The organism is Azospirillaceae bacterium, assembly GCA_028283825.1.
In the GTDB taxonomy this organism is placed as follows: domain Bacteria; phylum Pseudomonadota; class Alphaproteobacteria; order Azospirillales; family Azospirillaceae; genus Nitrospirillum.
On the sequence record JAPWJW010000001.1, the window covers coordinates 1,529,123 to 1,548,186 of the forward strand.

16 protein-coding genes and 2 pseudogenes are annotated in these 19,064 nt (G+C 67.9%); 13 read left to right on the forward strand and 5 right to left on the reverse strand.

What is annotated here, in order from left to right; genetic code table 11:
- Positions 1-268 precede the first annotated feature (268 nt).
- Positions 269-1,144, reverse strand: a complete 876-nt coding sequence (locus PW843_06190; GenBank protein MDE1146203.1) for an ATP-binding protein — start codon at positions 1,142-1,144, stop codon at positions 269-271.
- Between the two features lie 235 nt (positions 1,145-1,379).
- On the opposite strand from PW843_06190, the gene yajC reads away from it, so the two are divergent.
- Positions 1,380-1,724: a preprotein translocase subunit YajC gene (gene yajC, locus PW843_06195; protein MDE1146204.1), complete on the forward strand. Its 345-nt coding sequence runs from the start codon at positions 1,380-1,382 to the stop codon at positions 1,722-1,724.
- Positions 1,725-1,848: 124 nt separating this feature from the next.
- Complete coding sequence (locus PW843_06200) at positions 1,849-2,220, forward strand: Mth938-like domain-containing protein (protein ID MDE1146205.1); 372 nt, start codon at positions 1,849-1,851, stop codon at positions 2,218-2,220.
- 99 nt (positions 2,221-2,319) lie between these two features.
- Here the strand turns inward: PW843_06200 and PW843_06205 are convergent, their stop codons facing one another.
- Together PW843_06205 and PW843_06210 are read right to left on the reverse strand one after the other, a co-directional pair.
- The gene (locus PW843_06205; GenBank protein MDE1146206.1) at positions 2,320-2,916 is read right to left on the reverse strand and encodes a superoxide dismutase; all 597 of its coding nucleotides are present in this window, start codon (positions 2,914-2,916) and stop codon (positions 2,320-2,322) included.
- Positions 2,917-3,159: 243 nt separating this feature from the next.
- Entirely contained in the window at positions 3,160-4,155 is a 996-nt protein-coding gene (locus PW843_06210) for a squalene/phytoene synthase family protein (protein ID MDE1146207.1), read from the reverse strand.
- 192 nt (positions 4,156-4,347) lie between these two features.
- Between PW843_06210 and PW843_06215 the strand changes: the two genes are divergently transcribed.
- A complete protein-coding gene (locus PW843_06215; GenBank protein ID MDE1146208.1) occupies positions 4,348-5,211 on the forward strand; it encodes a squalene/phytoene synthase family protein in 864 nt (287 codons plus the stop codon).
- Here the strand turns inward: PW843_06215 and PW843_06220 are convergent.
- Positions 5,195-6,106, reverse strand: a complete 912-nt coding sequence (locus tag PW843_06220; GenBank protein MDE1146209.1) for a LysR family transcriptional regulator — start codon at positions 6,104-6,106, stop codon at positions 5,195-5,197. The two genes, PW843_06215 and PW843_06220, sit on opposite strands and share 17 nt — an antisense overlap.
- A 112-nt stretch (positions 6,107-6,218) precedes the next feature.
- On the opposite strand from PW843_06220, the gene PW843_06225 reads away from it, so the two are divergent.
- Positions 6,219-7,637, forward strand: a complete 1,419-nt coding sequence (locus PW843_06225) for a coniferyl aldehyde dehydrogenase (GenBank protein ID MDE1146210.1) — start codon at positions 6,219-6,221, stop codon at positions 7,635-7,637.
- A 13-nt stretch (positions 7,638-7,650) separates the two neighbouring features.
- Here PW843_06225 and trmFO read toward each other — a convergent pair.
- A pseudogene (gene trmFO / locus PW843_06230) lies at positions 7,651-9,040 on the reverse strand (methylenetetrahydrofolate--tRNA-(uracil(54)-C(5))-methyltransferase (FADH(2)-oxidizing) TrmFO).
- Between the two features lie 236 nt (positions 9,041-9,276).
- Between trmFO and PW843_06235 the strand changes: the two are divergent.
- The 9 genes and pseudogenes from PW843_06235 (at position 9,277) to PW843_06275 (ending at position 19,060) form a co-directional block, all read left to right on the forward strand.
- Entirely contained in the window at positions 9,277-9,507 is a 231-nt protein-coding gene (locus PW843_06235) for a Sec-independent protein translocase subunit TatA (GenBank protein ID MDE1146211.1), read from the forward strand.
- Between the two features lie 142 nt (positions 9,508-9,649).
- Entirely contained in the window at positions 9,650-10,183 is a 534-nt protein-coding gene (gene tatB, locus PW843_06240) for a Sec-independent protein translocase protein TatB (protein MDE1146212.1), read from the forward strand.
- Positions 10,184-10,240: 57 nt separating this feature from the next.
- Positions 10,241-11,071: a twin-arginine translocase subunit TatC gene (tatC, locus tag PW843_06245; protein MDE1146213.1), complete on the forward strand. Its 831-nt coding sequence runs from the start codon at positions 10,241-10,243 to the stop codon at positions 11,069-11,071.
- An 85-nt stretch (positions 11,072-11,156) separates the two neighbouring features.
- Positions 11,157-12,428 carry a serine--tRNA ligase gene (serS, locus tag PW843_06250; GenBank protein ID MDE1146214.1) on the forward strand — a complete coding sequence of 424 codons (1,272 nt, stop codon included), beginning with the start codon at positions 11,157-11,159 and terminating at the stop codon, positions 12,426-12,428.
- A 1-nt stretch (position 12,429) separates the two neighbouring features.
- Positions 12,430-13,218 carry a 5'/3'-nucleotidase SurE gene (surE, locus tag PW843_06255; GenBank protein MDE1146215.1) on the forward strand — a complete coding sequence of 263 codons (789 nt, stop codon included), beginning with the start codon at positions 12,430-12,432 and terminating at the stop codon, positions 13,216-13,218.
- A pseudogene (locus tag PW843_06260) lies at positions 13,215-13,847 on the forward strand (protein-L-isoaspartate(D-aspartate) O-methyltransferase). The gene surE and the pseudogene PW843_06260 overlap by 4 nt, the downstream one beginning before the upstream one ends.
- A gap of 131 nt (positions 13,848-13,978) precedes the next feature.
- Complete coding sequence (locus PW843_06265) at positions 13,979-15,292, forward strand: LysM peptidoglycan-binding domain-containing M23 family metallopeptidase (GenBank protein MDE1146216.1); 1,314 nt, start codon at positions 13,979-13,981, stop codon at positions 15,290-15,292.
- A 211-nt stretch (positions 15,293-15,503) separates the two neighbouring features.
- The gene (gene flgK / locus PW843_06270; GenBank protein ID MDE1146217.1) at positions 15,504-16,910 is read left to right on the forward strand and encodes a flagellar hook-associated protein FlgK; all 1,407 of its coding nucleotides are present in this window, start codon (positions 15,504-15,506) and stop codon (positions 16,908-16,910) included.
- Positions 16,907-19,060 carry a hypothetical protein gene (locus tag PW843_06275; protein MDE1146218.1) on the forward strand — a complete coding sequence of 718 codons (2,154 nt, stop codon included), beginning with the start codon at positions 16,907-16,909 and terminating at the stop codon, positions 19,058-19,060. Before flgK ends, PW843_06275 begins: the two co-directional genes overlap by 4 nt.
- Positions 19,061-19,064 lie beyond the last annotated feature (4 nt).

Below are 19,064 nucleotides of genomic sequence, written 5' to 3' on the forward strand. Positions count from 1 at the left end.
TTATCTTGTTTGTATTGAAAAGAAGTGGACTCCCCCCTGGAATTATCAAAAACCAGGAAAACTTGGGGTTTAGAGTATTGGGAAAGCCTTCCAAGATCGCCAACATGGCGAAAACCGCTGAGGAAAGCATGAGAATCGGAAGAGGTAGACCGTTACATGGCAGGGGTGGGAAGTCGCCTTTGGATGGCGTCTCCCCCCTCCGTCCACGGCCCCGGTTCCGCGCCGTCACTTGGCCCCATAGAGATAGGGACAAGGTGTGGACCGCCTGTCAGGCGCCGGCGGTATCCTGCCCCGCGATGTCCTGAATGAACTGCCAGGCCACGCGGCCGGAACGGTTGCCGCGCGTGACCGCCCATTCCACCGCCCGGGCGTGCAGTTCCTCCGTGGGCACCTTCAGGCCCAGTGCCGCAGCATAACCGTCGACCATGGCGAAATAGGTGTCCTGGTCGCAATTGTGGAACCCCAGCCACAGGCCGAAGCGGTCGGACAGGCTGACCTTCTCCTCCACCGCCTCGGACGGGTTGATGGCCGTGGAGCGTTCATTGTCGATCATGTCGCGCGGCATCAGGTGGCGGCGGTTGGAGGTGGCGTAGAACACCACGTTGGCCGGCCGGCCCTCGACCCCGCCCTCCAGCACGGCCTTGAGCGACTTGTAATGCGCGTCGTCGTTGCTGAAGGACAGGTCGTCGCAGAACAGGACGTAGCGGCGGCCGCTGTCGCGCACGGCGGCCAGCAGGCGGGGAAGGGAGGGGATGTCCTCGCGGTGGATTTCCACCAGCGCCAGGGGGCCGTGGCCGGGCGGCGTGCCCGCCGCCTCGTTCACGGCGGCATGCACGGATTTCACCAGCGAGCTTTTGCCCATGCCCCGGGCCCCCCACAACAGGGCGTTGTTGGCGGGCAGGCCCTCGACGAAGCGGCGGGTGTTCTCCAGCAGCGTGTCGCGCTGGCGCATCACGCCCTGCAGCAGCTTGATGTCCACCCGCGACACCTCGGGCACCGGCGACAGGCGATCACCCTCCGCATGCCAGACGAAGGCGTCGGCGGCATGGAAATCGATGGGGGCGGGCGGCGGCGGCGCCAGGCGGTCCAGCGCGTCGGCGATGCGGGCCAGCAGCGGCAGCAGGGCGGCGGAATCGGTGGTCACGGGCGTCTGTTTCCTTACCTTGAGCGTTCTTTCAAGCGCGCGGCACCGGTCGGGCGGCGGCCTGCCTGTTCAACCGGCGAACGGTACGGCGGCGCTCGGGCCCCGGCAACCCGCGCCGGCCGGGGGGCTGAGATTGGGTTGAAACATAGCCGGCGGTCGGTATAGTCCGCGCCAGGCGCGGGCATGCCCGCATCGCGCCCCCGATTTTACGATCCGTTACTGGAGCAACCGTCCCATGTTCGTGTCCACCGCTCAGGCCCAGACCACTGGCGGCGCCGGCGCCCCCGATGTCAGCCAGCTGATGCAGTTCCTGCCCTTCGTCCTGGTCTTCGTGGTCATGTACTTCTTCCTGATGCGTCCGCAGCAGAAGAAGATGAAGGAACACAAGAATATGCTGGAGGCCCTGCGCCGCGGCGACAAGGTCGTCACCGGCGGCGGCATCTTGGGCACCGTGGTCAAGGTGTCGGATGACGAGGTCACCATCGACACCGGCGAGGGCGGGAAGCTGCGCGTCGTGCGCAGCACCATCACCAGCGTCGTCGCCAAGACCGAGCCTGTGAAGGCCGACGAATCCAAGTGAGATCATCGCGAGCGGCGGGAACCTGGGTTTGAAACCGCCGCCATCGGACGCCAGTTAAAAGGCCTGCCCGCCTCCCCACCGGAACGGGCGGGCCTTTTTCTTTGTTGGGAGGGCAGGTCAGCCCATGGATATCACCCCCCTGATCCCCGCCGACCGCCAGGTCATCGACGCCTACGGCCCCGGTCGTTTCCGCGTCAGCAACACGGTGTATGAGACGCCGATCATCGTCTTTCCCGACCGCACGCTGGTCTGGGCGGTGGAAAACTTCGCCGACCTGGAGCCGGAGGATTTCGCCGCCCTGACGGCGGAGCAGCCGGAGATCGTGCTGTTGGGCTGCGGCCCCACCATGCAGCTGTTCCCCTCTAGCCTGCGCCGGGCGCTGAAGGAACAGGGGCTGGGCGGCATCGACCCGATGGATACGGGCGCGGCCTGCCGCACCTATAATGTCCTGATGGCCGAAGGCCGGCGCGTGGCGGCCGCCCTGCTGCCGGCTTGAGCTGACCCCTCTGTGGCGCTTTCCGGCAATAAAAACCCCGGCCTCCGCGAAGAGGCCGGGGTTTTCATTTGGGTGCCGCGAGCGGAACCTGGAAGCCTATCAGCCCAGGTTCTTGGCCGCGAATTCCCAGTTGGCCAACGTGTCGACGAAGGTCTTCAGGAAGTCGGGGCGACGGTTGCGGTAATCGATGTAGTAGGCGTGTTCCCACACGTCGGCGGTGATCAGCGGCTTCAGGCCGTGGGCCAGCGGCGTGTCGGCGTTGGCCGTCTTCGTGATCTTCAGCTTGCCGTCCTTGGGGTCTTCCACCAGCCAGGCCCAGCCGCTGCCGAACTGGCCGATGCCGGCGTCCACGAAGGCCTTCTTGAAGGCCTCGACGCTGCCGAAGTCGGCGACGATGCGCGTCTCCAGCGCGGCCGGGATGGCCACCGGGGTCGGCGTCAGGCTGTTCCAGAAGAAGGTGTGGTTCCAATGCTGGCCGGCATTGTTGAAGATCGCCTGGGACTCGGGCTTGCCATGGGTCGCCTTGACGATGTCTTCCAGGCTCTGGCCTTCGAACGCGGTGCCGGCGACCAGCTCGTTCAGCTTGGTCACGTAGGCGTTGTGATGCTTACCGTGGTGGAAGTCCAGGGTCTCGGACGACATGTGCGGCTGCAGCGCGTCCTTGGCGTAGGGCAGGGGGGCAAGTTCGAAAGCCATGGTTTTCCTCGTCTTCTACGGGGTTGTTCGGGTGTGGTCTCACGCGGCCGTCATGCGGGGGCCGATGATCCACCGGGACCGTTATTCTTCAACCAGACCATGCCCTGGTTCGTGCACCGGGGCATGTGGGCGATGTCACATCCGGGCGCCCGCCCGCGCCCAGGTAACCTGACCCAGGGCAAGGGGTTAACACGAACATTCCCATCCCGGAAAGCGAATAGAACCGGTTTGGGGGCGGAAAGATTAACCCTGCGGCGGCGGGCCCTGTTCCTGCCCCTCGGGCGATTCCACGCCCGGAACGGCGCCGGCACCGGCCTCCGCATCCGGATCGACGGGCGGGCCGGAGGGGGGAACCGGGGCCATGCCGGCCATGCTGCGGGCCAGGGCCAGGCGGGCGCGCACCATCACCCAGCCACGGGCCAGTGGCCCCAGGCTGATGCCCTGCGCCAGCGGATCGCGGCGGCGCAGGCGGCCGGCCATCAGCCGGGCGGCATGCAGCAGCACCGCCGTTTCCAGGCGCAGGCCCGGGTCGTGCAACGCGCCGGGCAAGGCCCGGGCGTGGTCCAACTGGCGGTCGATGCGGTCCAGCATGCGGTCCAGCACCATGCGCACCGCTGGCGTGGCGTGGTGTTCCACCAGGTGTTCGGGGCTGGCGCCGACGGCGTCGAACCAATCCAGCGGAAAATAGCAGCGGCCCAGGCGCACCCAGTCGTCGCGGCATTCCTGCACCACGCGCAGCAGGCGGATGGCGGTGCACAACGCGTCGGTGGCGGCCAGCGCCTCACCACTTTCGCCGTAAAGTTCCAGGATGTGATGGCCCACGGGGTTGGCGGCCAGGCGGCAGGCGTTCAGCACGTCGGCCCAGGTGCGGGGACGGTACCCCTCCGCATCGCGGCGGAAGGCCTGGAGAAGCTGGCGGGCGTGCAGGCTGGTGCCGCCGGTCACCGCCAGGCTGGCCTTCAGTTCCAGCGCCGGGGCCAGCCAGGACGGTACGCCGCCGCCGCTGACCAGCGCGCGTTCCAGGGCGTCCAGCTGCGCCACCTTGGCCTCGGGCTCCAGGTTGGCGTCGCCGGTGATATCATGCGCCAGCTTCAGGAAGGAGGCGAACGCCGCCGCATGGCGCCGCATCACCTTGGGCACGCGCCGCAGGGCGGAGGCGTAGCCACCCTGCACGGGCGCGCGCCGCGGGGCGGCGGGCATGCGCCCGATCCGGGCGGTCTTGATACGGAAGTCGGCCATGGGTGGTCTTCTATCCGGCGGCATGAGGTGCCACAGAGTGCCAGAGCTTGGCCCCGGGAAGAAGGGGTCCCGTCACATCCACGCCCGGCAATTCGGTGCATGGTGCCCATGCCGGAACCATGACGCGCTGGTCAGCGAAGCGTTTCCCGGTCCATAAAGGCGGCCCGCTCAGCCTATTTTCCCCGTGAAGCCATGGCCCCTTCCTCATCGTCCCAGCCCGCCCTGTCCTATTGCCTGGAGACGGTGCGGCGCCAGGATCCGGACCGTTTCCTGACCCTGCTGTTCGCGCCCGCCGACCGGCGCGAGGATCTGGCCGCCCTCTACGCCTTCAACCATGAGGTGGCGAAGACGCGCGAGGTGGTGACGGAACCCATGCTGGGCCAGATTCGCCTGCAATGGTGGCGAGACAGCATCGCCGGCGTTTACGAGGGGGAGGCGCGGCGCCATGAAGTGGTGCAGCCGCTGGCCCAGGCGGTACAGCGCCATGGCCTGGACCGCGCCCTGTTCGACCGGCTGATCGACGGGCGGGAGGCCGACATGGATGACGCCGCACCGGCCGACCTGGGGTGCCTGGTGAGTTATGCCGAGGTCACCTCCGCCCCGCTGGTCCGCCTGGCGCTGGACGCCTTGGGCGTGGAGCGCACAGGCGCCGTCGATGCCGTGGCCGGCCATGTCGGCCGGGGCTGGGCGCTGACCGGCATCCTGCGGGCGGTACCCTTCCTGGCGCGCGCCCATCGTTCCCGCCTGCCGACCGACCTGATGGAAAAAAGCGGCGCCAGCGAGGCCGAACTGTTCGAGCTGAAACCTCAGCCGGGCCTGGCCGACGTGGCCCGCGCCGTGGCGGACGCCGCCCGCGCCGAATTGGCCGCCGCCCGCGCCCTGCGCGGCCAGGTGCCGCGCGCCGCCATCCCGGCGCTGTTGCCGGCGCGCCTGGCCACCGTCTGGCTGGGACGGCTGGCCAAGGCCGGATACGACCCGCTGGATCCCGTCCTGCTGCGGCCGGATGGGCTGCGCGCCGCCCGCCTGGCCTGGGCGGCCGTCAGCGGGCGGTGGTAGGGCCATCGCTTCGTTCACCCAGCCGCCATACCAGGGTCTGGCGCGCGTGGGCGATGCGGGGATGCCGCAGGGCGCTGGGCGCCCAGACCAGGAAATAATCGTTGCGCGGCGTCTTCACGGGCGCGGGGATCTGGGCCAGTTCACCGCGCGCGATGTGGGACGCGCACAGATATTCCGGCAGGACCGACCAGCCGAATCCCAGGCACAGCAGGCTGCGCAGCGCCCGCAGGTCCTGGCCGATCAGCGCCGGCCGGATGGCGCGGGTGGCCAGGTCGTTTTCCGCCAGCCAATCATCCACCAGGGGGCGTTCCAGGTTGTAGGCCAGCATGGGTTCGGCCGCCAGGGCGGGGGCCAGATCCGGCGCGGCCAGCAGCCGGGCGGCCACCACGGGGGCTGCCACGGCCAGCAGGCGCTCACTGCGGATGCGTTCACTGCGCAGGCGCCGGTCGGTGATGGTATAGGCGCTGATGCCCAGGTCGGAATGGCCGTCGATCAAATGTTGCTGCACCTGGTCGCGGTCGCCGCTTTGCAGGCGCACGCGCATGCCGGCCTGCAACAAGGCCAGCAGGTGGGGGGCCGCCACCTCCGCCAGGAAATCGTCGTGCCCGACGATGCGGATGGCGCCGGCGATCTCGGCAGAACGGGCACGGGCCGCCGCCAGGGCCGCTTCCGCCCCATCCAGCTTGTCACCGATGTCGGCGGCCAGTTCATCCGCCACCGCGGTGGGGGCCACGCCCCTGACCCCGCGCTCGAACAATTGGTGGCCGATGGCGTCCTCCAGCCCGGCGATGTGCTGTGACACGGCCGGCTGGGTCAGGTCCAGGACACGCGCGGCGGCGCTGATCGAGCGCTGGCGATAGACCTCGATGAAGGTGCGCAGGCGGGACAAAGACATAAACAGAACCATAACATTTTTTATGGATGACCGCCAATCGCCTTGTGGGCGCGCCGCCCGGGGGCGGGTGTATCACCATCCGGACCAGACAGAAGCCGTTCAAGGAGCGATCATGACTTCCCAGAATCCCGCTGAGGCGTTGAAGGCCATTGTTGATGCGATGAAGCGCGCCCACGTGGCCGCCGGTCCTGCCGACGCCGCCCTGCGCCGGGATCGGCTGGAGCGCGCGGCCCGCCTCATCCTCGACAACAACGCCGACATTGTGCGCGCCCTGGACGCCGACTTCGGTCACCGCAGCATCTACCAGTCGATGGCGGTCGATGTGGCGACCACCGTGAAATCGCTGCGCCACGCCGTCCAGCATGTGGAAACCTGGATGGCGCCGGAGCCGGTGGCGGAGGCGGGCCCGGGCATGCGCGCCTGGATCCAGCAGCAGCCGCTGGGCGTGGTGGGCATCATCAGTCCCTGGAACTTTCCCATCAACCTGGCCTTCGGTCCCCTGGCCGGCGTTTTCGCGGCCGGCAACACCGCCCTGGTCAAGCCGTCGGAATTGACCCCGCGCACCTCCGAATTGCTGGCGGAACTGATCGCCCGCTATTTCGACCCGATGGAACTGGGCGTGGTGCTGGGCAGCGCTGAGGTCGGCGCGGCCTTCAGCGGCCTGCCTTTCGACCATCTGGTCTTCACCGGCAGCACCAATGTCGGCCGTCACGTGATGCGTGCCGCCGCCGAGAACCTGGTGCCGGTGACGCTGGAGTTGGGCGGCAAGTCGCCGGTGGTGGTGGATTCCGGCGCCGACGTTAAGGTCGCGGCGGAACGCACGCTGACCATCAAGACCTTCAACGCCGGCCAGATCTGCCTGTCGCCCGACTATGTCATGCTGCCGGCGTCCGAGGTCGATGGCTTCGTCGCGGCGGCGCGCGCGTTCATCGCGCAGACCTTCCCCACCCTCCAGTCCAATCCGGACTACACCGCCATCCTCAGCCCGCGTCATTACGATCGCCTGGTGGGGCTGCTGGCGGATGCCCAGGCCAAGGGCGCGCAGGTGATCAGCCTGGCCCCGGCGGGGGAACCCGCGCATGATCCGGTCACCCGCAAGATCGCGCCCACCCTGGTGCTGGACGTGACCGATGAGATGGGGGTGATGCAGGAAGAGATTTTCGGCCCCATCCTGCCGGTGAAGACCTGGACGGACGCGGCCGAACCCGTGGCCTACATCAACAGCCACCCGCGCCCGCTGGCCGCCTACTATTTCGGCCCCGACGCGGCGCGGCAACAGGCCTTCGCCGCGCACACCACCTCGGGCGCCCTGGTCATCAATGACGTGATGACCCACGTGTCCATCGAAAGCCTGCCGTTCGGTGGTGTCGGCGCGTCCGGCATCGGCGCTTATCACGGCGTGCACGGTTTCCGCCGCTTCACCCATGCCAAGCCGGTGGTGGTGCAGAGTGCCGCCGGCGAATCCGGCCTGCGCCTGCGCGCGCCTTATGAGGAAAAGCTGGTCGCGCTGAAGGCGGCGCTGGGTTTCTGACCGGTGCTGTGGATCAGGCTGGCACCACGGTCCGGCCTGATCCACCCAGCCAGGCCGCCAGATCGGCCAGGGCACGGCGGGTGTAGGCCAGCTTGCGTTCCTTGCCACGCAGGTCGCGGCCGCGGACGTCCCGTTCCGTGGGCGGCGGGAACAGGCCGAAGTTCACGTTCATGGGCTGGAAGGTTTCCGCCTCCGCCCCGCCGGTGATGTGGCCCAGCAGGGCGCCCAGCGCGGTGGTGGCCGGTGGCGGGGCCAGGGTTTCGCCCCGGCGCTCGGCGGCGGCGAAACGGCCGGCCAGCATGCCGATCGAGGCGCTTTCCACATAGCCCTCGCATCCCGTGATCTGGCCGGCGAAGCGCAGGCGGGGCTGGACCTTCAGCTTCAGGGTCGGGTCCAGCAGGCGCGGGCTGTTCAGGAAGGTGTTGCGGTGCAGGCCGCCCAGCCGCGCGAACTCCGCGTTCTCCAGGCCGGGGATCATGCGGAACACCTGGGCCTGTTCGCCGTACTTCAGCTTGGTCTGGAAACCCACCAGATTATAGAGCGTGCCCAGCGCGTTATCCTGGCGCAGCTGCACCACGGCGTAGGGTCGGCGCTCGTCATGCGGGTTGGTCAGGCCTACCGGCTTCATGGGGCCGTAGCGCAGGGTATCCACGCCGCGTTCGGCCATGACCTCGATGGGCAGGCAGCCTTCGAAATAGGGCGTGTCCTTTTCCCATTCCTTGAAGTCGGTCTTGGCCCCGCCGATCAGCGCCTGGATGAAGGCCAGGTACTGCTCCTTATCCATGGCGCAGTTGATATAGTCCTTGCCGTCGCCGCCGGGGCCCACCTTGTCGTAGCGCGACTGGAACCAGGCCTTCGACAGGTCGATGCTGTCGAAATGGACGATGGGGGCGATGGCGTCGAAGAAGGACAGCTGTGCCTCTCCCGTCAGTTCCAGCACCGCCTCGGCCAAGGCGGGCGAGGTCAGGGGGCCGGTGGCGACGATGACGCTGTCCCAGTCCGCCGGCGGCAGGCCCGCCACCTCATCCCGCACCACGGTCACCAGCGGGTGCGCGGTCAGCCTGGCCGTCACGGCCTGCGCGAAGCCGTCGCGGTCCACCGCCAGCGTCGCCGCCGGCCGGCACCTTGTGTTCATCGGCACAGGCCAGGATGAGGGAGCCGCAGCGCCGCATCTCCTCATGCAGCAGACCCACGGCGTTATATTCATGGTCGTCGGAGCGGAAGGAGTTGGAGCAGACCAGTTCGGCGAAATGCTCCGTCTGGTGCGCCTCGGTGGCGCGCACCGGGCGCATCTCATGCAGCACCACCGGCACGCCCGCCTGCACCAGCTGCCACGCGGCCTCACTGCCGGCCATGCCGCCGCCGATGACGTGGACCGGCTGCTGGATCGGGGTATCGCTCATGGCTGGGACCTTGCCTTCAATAAAACGGAAAACACCTCAAGCGCGCCAGAGACCCCAGCCAACGCGTTCCGTCAAGTCCCGGGGCTCGGGTGCCCCCTGCGCCCTTACATCCGGTGGCGTCAGTTCCCATGTGTAGGGCGCGAGGCATTGCGGCGGGCAGTGCGGGCATGCCATAGTGCCGCGCTTTCACGGCACCGCCGTTGGTTTTACACCTTTTTCAGGATACGGGACCCGCCATGGGCTCTTTCAGCATCTGGCATTGGCTGATCGTTCTTTTCATCGCTCTGCTGCTGTTCGGCAACCGTCTGCCCCGCATGATGGGCGACTTCGGCAAGGGCATTAAGAACTTCAAGGCCGGCCTCAACGAACAGGGTGAAGAGGGGGCGGCGCCCGCCCCCCGCACCATCGATGGCCACACCGATGCCTCGACGACCACCGCGCCGAAGGACACCGTCTCCAAGGGCTGATCGCCCTTCGGCAGGCATGTTTTGGCAGCAGCGGGTCCATCGCGCCGGGATGGGGCGGCAGGGATGGGGTGTCCATCGTGTCCGCCGCTTTCCAGGGGCAGGGGCCCTTATGTGATCGTCGGGAAGTAAGGCACGGCCGCCCATGTTCGATATCGCGTGGTCCGAATTCGCCCTTATCGGGGTGGTGGCGCTGATCGTCATCGGGCCCAAGGATCTGCCCGTCGCGCTCTATACCGCCGGCAAGTGGATGCGCAAGGCGCGCCTGCTGGCCCGCGATTTCCAGTCCCACCTGGATGAGATGGTGCGCGAGGCCGAATTGGATGACCTGCGCAAGCAGGCGCAGAAGGTGGCGCAGTTCGACCTGACGGCGGAGGTGACCAAGATGGTCGACCCCACCGACAGCGTGCGCCAGGCCCTGGAAATCAACCCGACGACATCGCCGACGCCCACCGAGGTGAAGCCGCCGGAGGTGGCGCCTGCGGCGGAACCTGCCGTCGTTGCGGAGACGCCCGCCGAAACCCCGGCCGAGTTGCCGGCCATCGGCTCCCCCGCCATGCCCCTGATCCTGCCGGAATCGACGCCCGAAGCGGCGGCGGAGGCGGTGCCGGTGTCGCCGGCCCACGCCCCCATTGGCGAATCCGCCGGCGCCGAAGCGCCCGCCACGACCAAATCCTGATAAGGCCGAGCCGCCCCGATGTCACAGCCCGGCGAAAATGAAGTCGACGCGTCGCGCATGCCGCTGCTCGACCATCTGATCGAACTGCGCAACCGCCTGATCGTTTCCGTAAGCGCCCTGCTGGTCGCCTTCCTGATCTGCTACCAGTTCGCCGCACGCATCTACGGCTGGTTGCTGGTGCCCATGGTGACCGCCCTGGGCGACCGCGCGGCCGAGCGCAAGCTGATCTTCACCGCCCCGACGGAGGCGTTCTTCACCCTGGTGAAGGTCTCGTTGTGGGCGGCGGCGCTGATCTCATTCCCCATCATCGCCCTGCAGATCTGGCGGTTCGTGGCGCCTGGCCTCTACAAGCATGAGCGCAAGGCCTTCCTGCCCTTCCTGATCGCCACACCGGTGCTGTTCCTGCTGGGCACCTGCATGGTCTATTTCTTCGTCATGCCCACGGCGCTGAAGTTCTTCCTGAGCTTCGAGCAGACGGGCGGCGCCGGCATGATGCCCATCGTGGCCGAGACGCGGGTGGAACAGTACCTGTCCTTCGCCATGTCGCTGATCTTCGCCTTCGGCATCGCCTTCCAGCTGCCGGTGCTGCTGAGCCTGCTGGTGCGGGTCGGCATCCTGACGGCTGACCAGCTGGCATCCAAGCGGCGCTACGCCATCGTGTTGATCTTCGTACTGGCCGCCGTGCTGACGCCGCCGGATCCCATCAGCCAGACCACCCTGGCCGTGCCCATGATCATCCTTTACGAGGTGTCGGTGATCGCCGCCCGCCGGATCGAGCGCACCCGCGCCCGGGAACAGGCGCGTGAGGCCGCCGCCGCCGATGCGGAGGATGCAGCGGAGAGTGCCAAGGCCGCCGCCGGGGGTGATGGCGGGGTGACGCCGGCCTGACCTCCGGGGCGGGGCTGGACCAGGGCAGGGCTTCCCGCTTATAAGTCGGGGGTACCTTCACACCGACTGTCCCAAGAAGCCTGCCATGCATGATCTCCGCGTCCTCCGCGACAATCCCGAAGCCTTTGACGGCGGCCTGGCCCGCCGCGGGTTGCCGCCCCAGTCCGCCATCGTGCTGGACCTGGACGCCCGCCGCCGCGCCGCACAGACGGCGCTGCAGGACATGCAGGCCCGCCGGAACGAGGCCTCCAAGCAGATCGGCCTCTACAAGCGCGAGGGCAAGGACGCCCAGCCGCTGATGGATGAGGTCAACAGCCTGAAGGAGCGCATGGCGGAGGCCGAGGCCACCGAAAAGGCGCTGTCGGAAGAGCTGGACGGCCTGCTGGCCACCATCCCCAACCTGCCGGCCGCCGATGTGCCGCAGGGCAAGGACGAACATGACAATGTGGAACGCCACCGCGTCGGCACGCTGCCGGTGATCGCCGCACCCAAGGAGCATTTCGACCTGGGTGAGGCCCTGGGCCTGATGGACTTCGCCGGTGCCGCCAAGCTGTCGGGCGCCCGCTTCACCGTGCTGAAGGGCCCGCTGGCGCGGCTGGAGCGCGCCCTGGGCGACTTCATGCTGGACATCCACACCCGCGAGTTCGGTTATACCGAGGTGTCGCCGCCGTTGATGGTGCGGGACGAGGCCGCCTTCGGCACCGGCCAGTTGCCCAAGTTCGCGGACGATCTGTTCCGCCTGAACACCGGCCATTGGCTGATCCCCACGGCCGAGGTGCCGCTGACCAACCTGGTGGCCGACAGCATCCTGGATGCGGAGGAACTGCCCCTGCGCATGACGGCGCGCACGCCCTGCTTCCGGGCCGAAGCCGGTGCCGCCGGCCGCGACACCCGCGGCATGATCCGCCAGCACCAGTTCTACAAGGTGGAGATGGTCAGCATCACCACCCCCGACCAGTCGGCCGCCGAACATGAGCGCATGACCGAAGCCGCCGAGACGGTGCTGAAGCGCCTGGGCCTGCCGTTCCGCACCGTCACCCTGTGCACCGGCGACATGGGTTTCTCCGCCATCAAGACCTATGACATCGAGGTCTGGCTGCCGGGGCAGGACACCTATCGCGAGATCAGCAGCTGTTCCAACTGCGGCGACTTCCAGGGGCGCCGCATGAAGGCCCGCTGGCGCGCCAAGGGCGACAAGAACACCCAGTTCGTCCACACCCTGAACGGGTCGGGTGTGGCGGTGGGCCGCGCCCTGCTGGCGGTGATGGAGAATTACCAGGAGGCCGACGGCTCCATCCGCGTGCCGGACGCCCTGGTGCCCTACATGAACGGGCTGGAGCGCATCGTTCGTGGCTGAGATGATGTCGGCGCCGGCGGGGGATCGCCCCTTGCGCATCCTGATCAGCAACGATGACGGCATCCACGCCCCCGGGCTGGCGGCGCTGGAGCGTATCGCGCGCCAGCTGACCGACGACGTCTGGGTGGTGGCGCCGGAGGCGGAGCAGTCGGCGGCCAGCCATTCGCTGACCATCCATCGGCCCTTGCGCCTGAAGAAGGTGTCCGACCGGCGTTATACCGTGGACGGCACGCCAACCGACTGCGTGCTACTGGCCGTCAATCACCTGATGGCGGACCAGCGGCCGGACGTGGTGCTGTCCGGGGTGAACCATGGCCAGAATTTGGGCGAGGACGTGACCTATTCCGGCACCATCGCCGCCGCGATGGAGGCGACACTGCTGGGCATCCGCGCCTTCGCCTTCAGCTTGCGCCTGCGCGACGGCCGGGATCCGGACTGGGCGACGGCGGAGCGCTGGGGCCCGGACGTGATCCGCAAAGGCATGGCCCTGGCGGATTGGCCGCGCCACGTCCTGCTGAACGTGAACTTCCCGGCGGTGGAGCCGGATGAGGTCGCCGGCATCCATGTGGTGCGCCACGCCAACCGCAAGGCCGGCGACGATTTGTTCGAACGCATGGATCCGCGGGGACGGCCGTATGTCTGGATCGGCGCCGCGCGGGGCCTGAAGGACATTCCGGCGGACACGGATGTCCATGTGGTGGAGGCGCTGGGGGGCATTTCCATCACGCCCATCCATCTGGACCTGACCCACTATCAGACCTTGGCGCGCTTGCAGGAGGTATTCGGGTGAGCAGTGCGGCGCGCAAAATCCGTCTGTTGATGCTGTTGCGCCGCAATGGCGTGAGCAGCACGGACGTTTTGCGCGCCATGGAACTGGTTCCCCGGGAACTGTTCGTGCCGCCCACCTTCCATGACCAGGCGTATGAGGACACGGCCCTGCCCATCGGCCATGGCCAGACCATCAGCCAGCCCATGGTGGTGGGGCTGATGACCCAGGCCTTGCAGCTGTCCGACCGGCTGAAGGTGCTGGAGATCGGCACCGGATCCGGCTATCAGGCCGCCGTCCTGGCGAAGATCGCCCGCCGTGTCTACACGATCGAACGCCACCGCCCGCTGTTGGCGGAGGCGGAAGGGCGGTTCCAGGCCCTGCGCCTGCACAACATCACCGCCCGCCATGCCGATGGCATGCGCGGCTGGCCGCAGGCGGCCCCGTTCGAGCGCATCCTGGTGACGGCCGGCGGCGGGATGGACCCGCCACCCGACCTGATGGACCAGCTTGCGGTCGGGGGCGTCATGGTCATACCTTTGGGCGCCGACCGCCGCAGCCTGCACGTGGTGCGGCTGCGCAAGACCGAGACGGGGGTGGACCGCGAGCAGCTGTGGCCGGTACGGTTCGTGCCGCTGTTGCCCGAAGTGCCGGCGGAGCCCGGCATGCCGATGAGGATGGGGGAGGGGGATACCCCGCCGCCCGTCCTGATCCCCCCCGATGTTCCCCCTTCCGACCCTATCCATCAGCGGATGTGATGCCTTTCCTCAAGCGACAAGACGCGATGGCCACGACCCTTACGCCCATTTTCGCCGCCGGTCCCGTGGGGCGGGCCCCCTCATCCTTGCGCCGCATCCTGGCGCAGGGGACGCTGGCCGGTGTCATGGCGCTGGGCCTTGCCGCCTGCGGCAGCCGGCCGGAACCGGCACCGGTGATCTCGCCCCCGCCGGCCCCCAGCAACGTCATCTTCGTGTCGCGGGGGGAGACGATCTATGACGTCGCCAAGCGCTACAACGTGCCGCTGCGCGACCTGATAGAGGAAAACCATCTGGAGCCGCCCTACACGGTGGCCCCGGGTCAGCGGCTGTTCGTGCCCACGCCGCGTAGCTATGTGGTCAAGCCGGGCGACACGCTGTACGGCATCGCCCGTACCTTCAATGTCGACAGCAGTGAGCTGGCGCGGCTGAACGCCATGGGCCCGCCCTATCTGCTGCGCGTGGGCCAGACGCTGAACCTGCCGCGTCCCGCCGGCGCCCCTCCGGGCCCCATGACGGCGCCGCAGCCGGGGTACGCGCCCAATACCACCGTGGCCGGCGGTCCCCCGCCGGTGACCGCGGCGCCGGCGTCCCGTGGCCCCGTCACCGCCGCCCCCGTGCCGCCGGTGACGGGCGCCCCGCGCCGGGCGGTGGAAAGCCAGCAGCTGGCCACAGCGCCGGCCACCGCCGCGCCGCCCGCGTCCGCCCCGAACGTGGGCAGCAACGGGGCCGCCATCCCGCCGGGCGCCACGGCCGCCCCGTCCGCGCGCTGGGCGCCGGTGACGCCGGGTTCTTCCTCCGAGCCGACGTCCGACGGTGCGCCGGCACCTCAGCCCGCCAGCCCGCCGCCCAGCCGGTCGCCGGCGGTGGTGGCCGCGGCGCCGATCACGCCCGCCCCCAGCGCTCCGCCGCCGCCGGCGGCCGTGCCGGACGCGCCGGCGCCCACCAGGGGGGCGCGTTTCCTGTGGCCGGTGACGGGCCAGGTCATCTCCGCCCACGGCGCCAAGCCGGGCGGGCAGTACAACGACGGCATCAACATCGCGGCACCGGCCGGCACGCCGGTGGTGGCGGCCGATGGCGGCGTGGTGAAGTACGCCGGCAACCAGCTGCGCGGCTTCGGCAACCTGGTCCTGATCCAGCATGCCGACGGCATGGTCACGGCCTATGCCCAGCTGGACCAGATCCAGGTGGAGGCCAACGCCAAGGTGGCGCGCGGCCAGCGCATCGGCACCGTGGGGGCGACCGGCAACGTCACCAGCCCGCAGCTGCACTTCGAGGTGCGCCAGGGCAGCAAGGTGCTTGATCCCATGGATGTTTTGGATGGTGGCAAGGCTGGGCGCTGACCCGGTCATCCCTGCCTAGCCAATAGGGTAATGTTTGCAAAAGGGCGGCAGAAATTGCCGCCCTACTTTTTTGTACCGTTTGCAAATTTACGAATGATTCCAGTGCCATATTCCAAAGGACCAATTGGCCCGGGGTTTGCGACTAGGGGAAACGGATCGGCCATGGTGGTCGGTCCCCTGCGCGGAAGCCCCCGCCCCGAGGCCAGGTCCCATGAGCTTGTTCAGCGCGCTGAGTTCGGCCGCCAACAGCCTGAATGTCATTCAGGCCGGCATCCAGGTCATCTCAGACAACATGAACAACGCCAACAGCCCGACGGCGACGAAACATTCGGTTTCGCAGACGACGGACCCGTTGAGTGGCGTCAGCATCGCGCAGTACTCGCGCTCGGTGGACGTCGCCCTACAGGCGCAGCTTCAGGGCACCACCTCCGAAAACGGCATGCAGCAGGTGCTGTCGCAATATATGAGCCAGGTCTCGGACCTGATGGGCAGCACCTCGTCCAGTGCGGCCGGCGACAGCGCCACCCCTAAGCTGACCCAGGCGTTCCAGGACTTCACCTCGTCCTTGCAGGACCTGTCGGCTTCCCCGGAAAGTGCGGTGGCGCAAAGCCAGGTGGTGCAGAAGGCCCAGGCCCTGGTCCAGACCATCCACGACCTGTCGGCCGGCGTCCAGCAGATGGAAGTCCAGGCCAAGTCGGACATCACCCAGACGGTGAAGCAGGTCAACAGCGACCTGACCCAGATCGATCAGCTGAACGCCACCATCGCGTCGCTGAAGGCTAAGAACCAGCCCACGGCGCAGTTCGAGGACCAGCGCGACGCCACCCTGGCCGACCTGTCGTCCTTGATCAGCGTGCGCACCACGGTGCGCGACAACGGTTCCATCGCCGTGTTCACCCCCACCGGCGCCACGCTGGTGGACGGGACGGCGACGCAGCTGAGTTACGACGGCAAGGTGATCTCGGGCGCCGGCGGCGCCGACATCACCAGCGCCATCACCAGCGGCAAGCTGGGCGGCCTGCTGGACCTGGTGGCGGACAGCTCGCCCGCCGCCGCCAGTTCCGACCCGTCGACCGAAGTGTTCCGCAAGCTGCAATCGCAGCTGGACGCCATCGCCGGCTCCCTGACGGGCACGACCAAGACGGGTGAGCCGACCAGCATCACCGACGCCTACAACAACGCCACCCCGGTGAAGGATGGCGAGCTGGCCGGCGGCCTGTTCACCGGTAGCGACGCCGGCACGCTGACCCTGAACAAGAGCCTGGTGAACGGCACCAAGACCATCAAGGCGTCGGCCATCAACGGCATGGTCTCCGCCATGACCGCCACCGGCCGCACGCTGACCGCCGACGGGCTGACGCTGAACGATGTCAGCTACGGCGGCATGGCCGACGGCGTCGCCACCAACTGGTCCGTCATCCAGTCCAACATCAACACCCAGGCGACCACCACCTCATCCTTCATGACCACGCTGCAGACCCGCTACTCCGGGTCCACCGGCGTCAACATGGATGAGGAGGTGGCGAACCTGCAGGTCCTACAGCGCAACTACTCGGCCACCGCCCGCGTGATTTCCGTCATCGGGCAGATGTTCGACACGCTGGAGCAAGCGATATGACGATTTCCCGCGTCAGCAGTTATTCGAGCTATCTGTCCAGCCTGAACGGCATGAACGGCACGACGTCGTCGCTGGCGGAACTGCAGCAGCAGTTCACCTCGGGCATCAAGTCGCAGAGCCTGGCCGACTACGGCGTCGATTCCGACCGGCTGCTGAACCTGAAGGCCGACTACGCCCGGCGCACCGGTTATTCCAACGCCATCACCTCGTCCACCACGCTGGCGAACGCGACGGAGACGGCGCTGTCGTCGATGGAAACCATCGTCAGCAACCTGATGAGTTCGGCCAACATCCCGGCCGGCGCCGGCACGCCCACCGTGTCCGCGGTGACATCCTCCAACAACGGCAACCTGGGCATGGTGGTGGATACCGACAATTCGGTGTTCACCACGCCCGGCACCTACACCGTCAGCGCCGTGCCGTCCAAGACCGGCAAGTCCGGCAGCTACGACGTCACCGTGGCCGACGGCCTGGGCGGGGTTTCCACCAAGACCCTGAACCTCAGCACCGTTCCACCCGACGACGGCCAGCAGACCTTCCAGATGAGCGGCGGCCCCGGTGACGGCGCCACCGTCGCCCTGAACATCAGCACGCTGAAGGGCACGGGCAGCGCCAGCTTCACCGTCGCCTATCCCGACCTGTCGGCGCCCAAGGCGCTGCTGCAAGGGGCGCTGACCCAGCTGTCGGCCCTGCTGAACACCAAGGCGGGCGACCGCTACATCTTCTCCGGCGACCGCTACAGCACCGCGCCGGCCGGCGACCTGTCGGCCACCAAGCAGGTCAGCAAGGTGACCCTGAAGGGCACCCTGGGTGTGGCCAACGACACCTACGAGATGTATGTGGGCGACAAGCGCTACACCTACGTCACGACGGGCAATGAAACCAGCATGTCCGACATCATGAACGGGCTGGCATCGCAGATCAACGGGCCCAACCAGACGCTGATCGCCCAGGGCAAGCCGGCCGACCCGCCGATCATCGCCTCGGTTACCGGCAACGTCCTGACGCTGACCGGCATCAACGCCGGCTACAACTTCAACGTTTCGTCCCAGGTCTACACCCAGCCGTCCTACAACAATTCCGTCGCCGGTGCCGCCACGCCGGCCGACCCCGGCTACAGCACCTATCCCAGCCACACCGCCGACGACGGCGCCTACGCGCAGTACACCTCGCAGCTGGCGGTCACCGCCGACCCCACCGCCGTGCCGCCGGTGACCGGGCAGCCGCAGATCGACCAGGTGAACCTCAACGGCACCAGCGTCGATGTGGGCGACGTCTTCACCGTCACCATGGGCAACCGCAACACCGTCACGGTGACCAGCGACGACGCCAACCCGGCCAACAACGTGCAGTACGACACGGTGGATGGCCCGACCACCTACAGCTACGTCATGAACGCCGCCGATGTCGCCGCCGCCAAGGCCGACCCCAACGGCCCCATGAACTACGTGACGCAGAAGCTGGCCGGTCTGGTCAACGCCGACCCCGCGGCATCGGCCGCCGCCACCGTCACCGCCAACCCGCCGGGCCAGGCCACGCTGACGCTGACCGGCAACGGTTCGCAGCGTTTCGCCACCACGGCGGTGGTGCAGAACAACAGCAACCAGAACACCATGACCTCGGTCACGCTGGCGCCGTTCCAGGACCCCACGTCCTTCAGCACCACGGTGACCAGCCCGCCCTACCTGGCCGTCTATGACAGCCAGTACACCAGCGGGGCGCAGAGCACCTCGGCCTATGCCACCAGCACGGTGAACGTGGACGACAACCTCAGCGCCACCTACGGCGTCAGTTCAAACGACCCGGCCATCCAGACCCTGGTCATCGGCATCAAGCAGATGCTGTCCGCCGTCAACAATCCCGGCAGCTACACCGCGATGATGAGCACGGCGCGTTCCACCATCGCCTCGGCGCAGGACCAGTTGCGCCAGCTGGATGCCAGCACGGTGAACGCGCAGAGCATCCTGGCGACGGCGGCCACCAATCACACCAGCGCCATGACGGATACCGAAACCCAGATTGGCAACATCCAGAACGTCGACCCCACGACGGTCGCGGCCCAGTTGCAGGCTCTGATGAACCAGCAGAGCGGGGCCTACACCGTCGCCGGCAAGCTTGCTTCCCTGTCCCTCGTCAACTTCCTGAGCTAAGGAG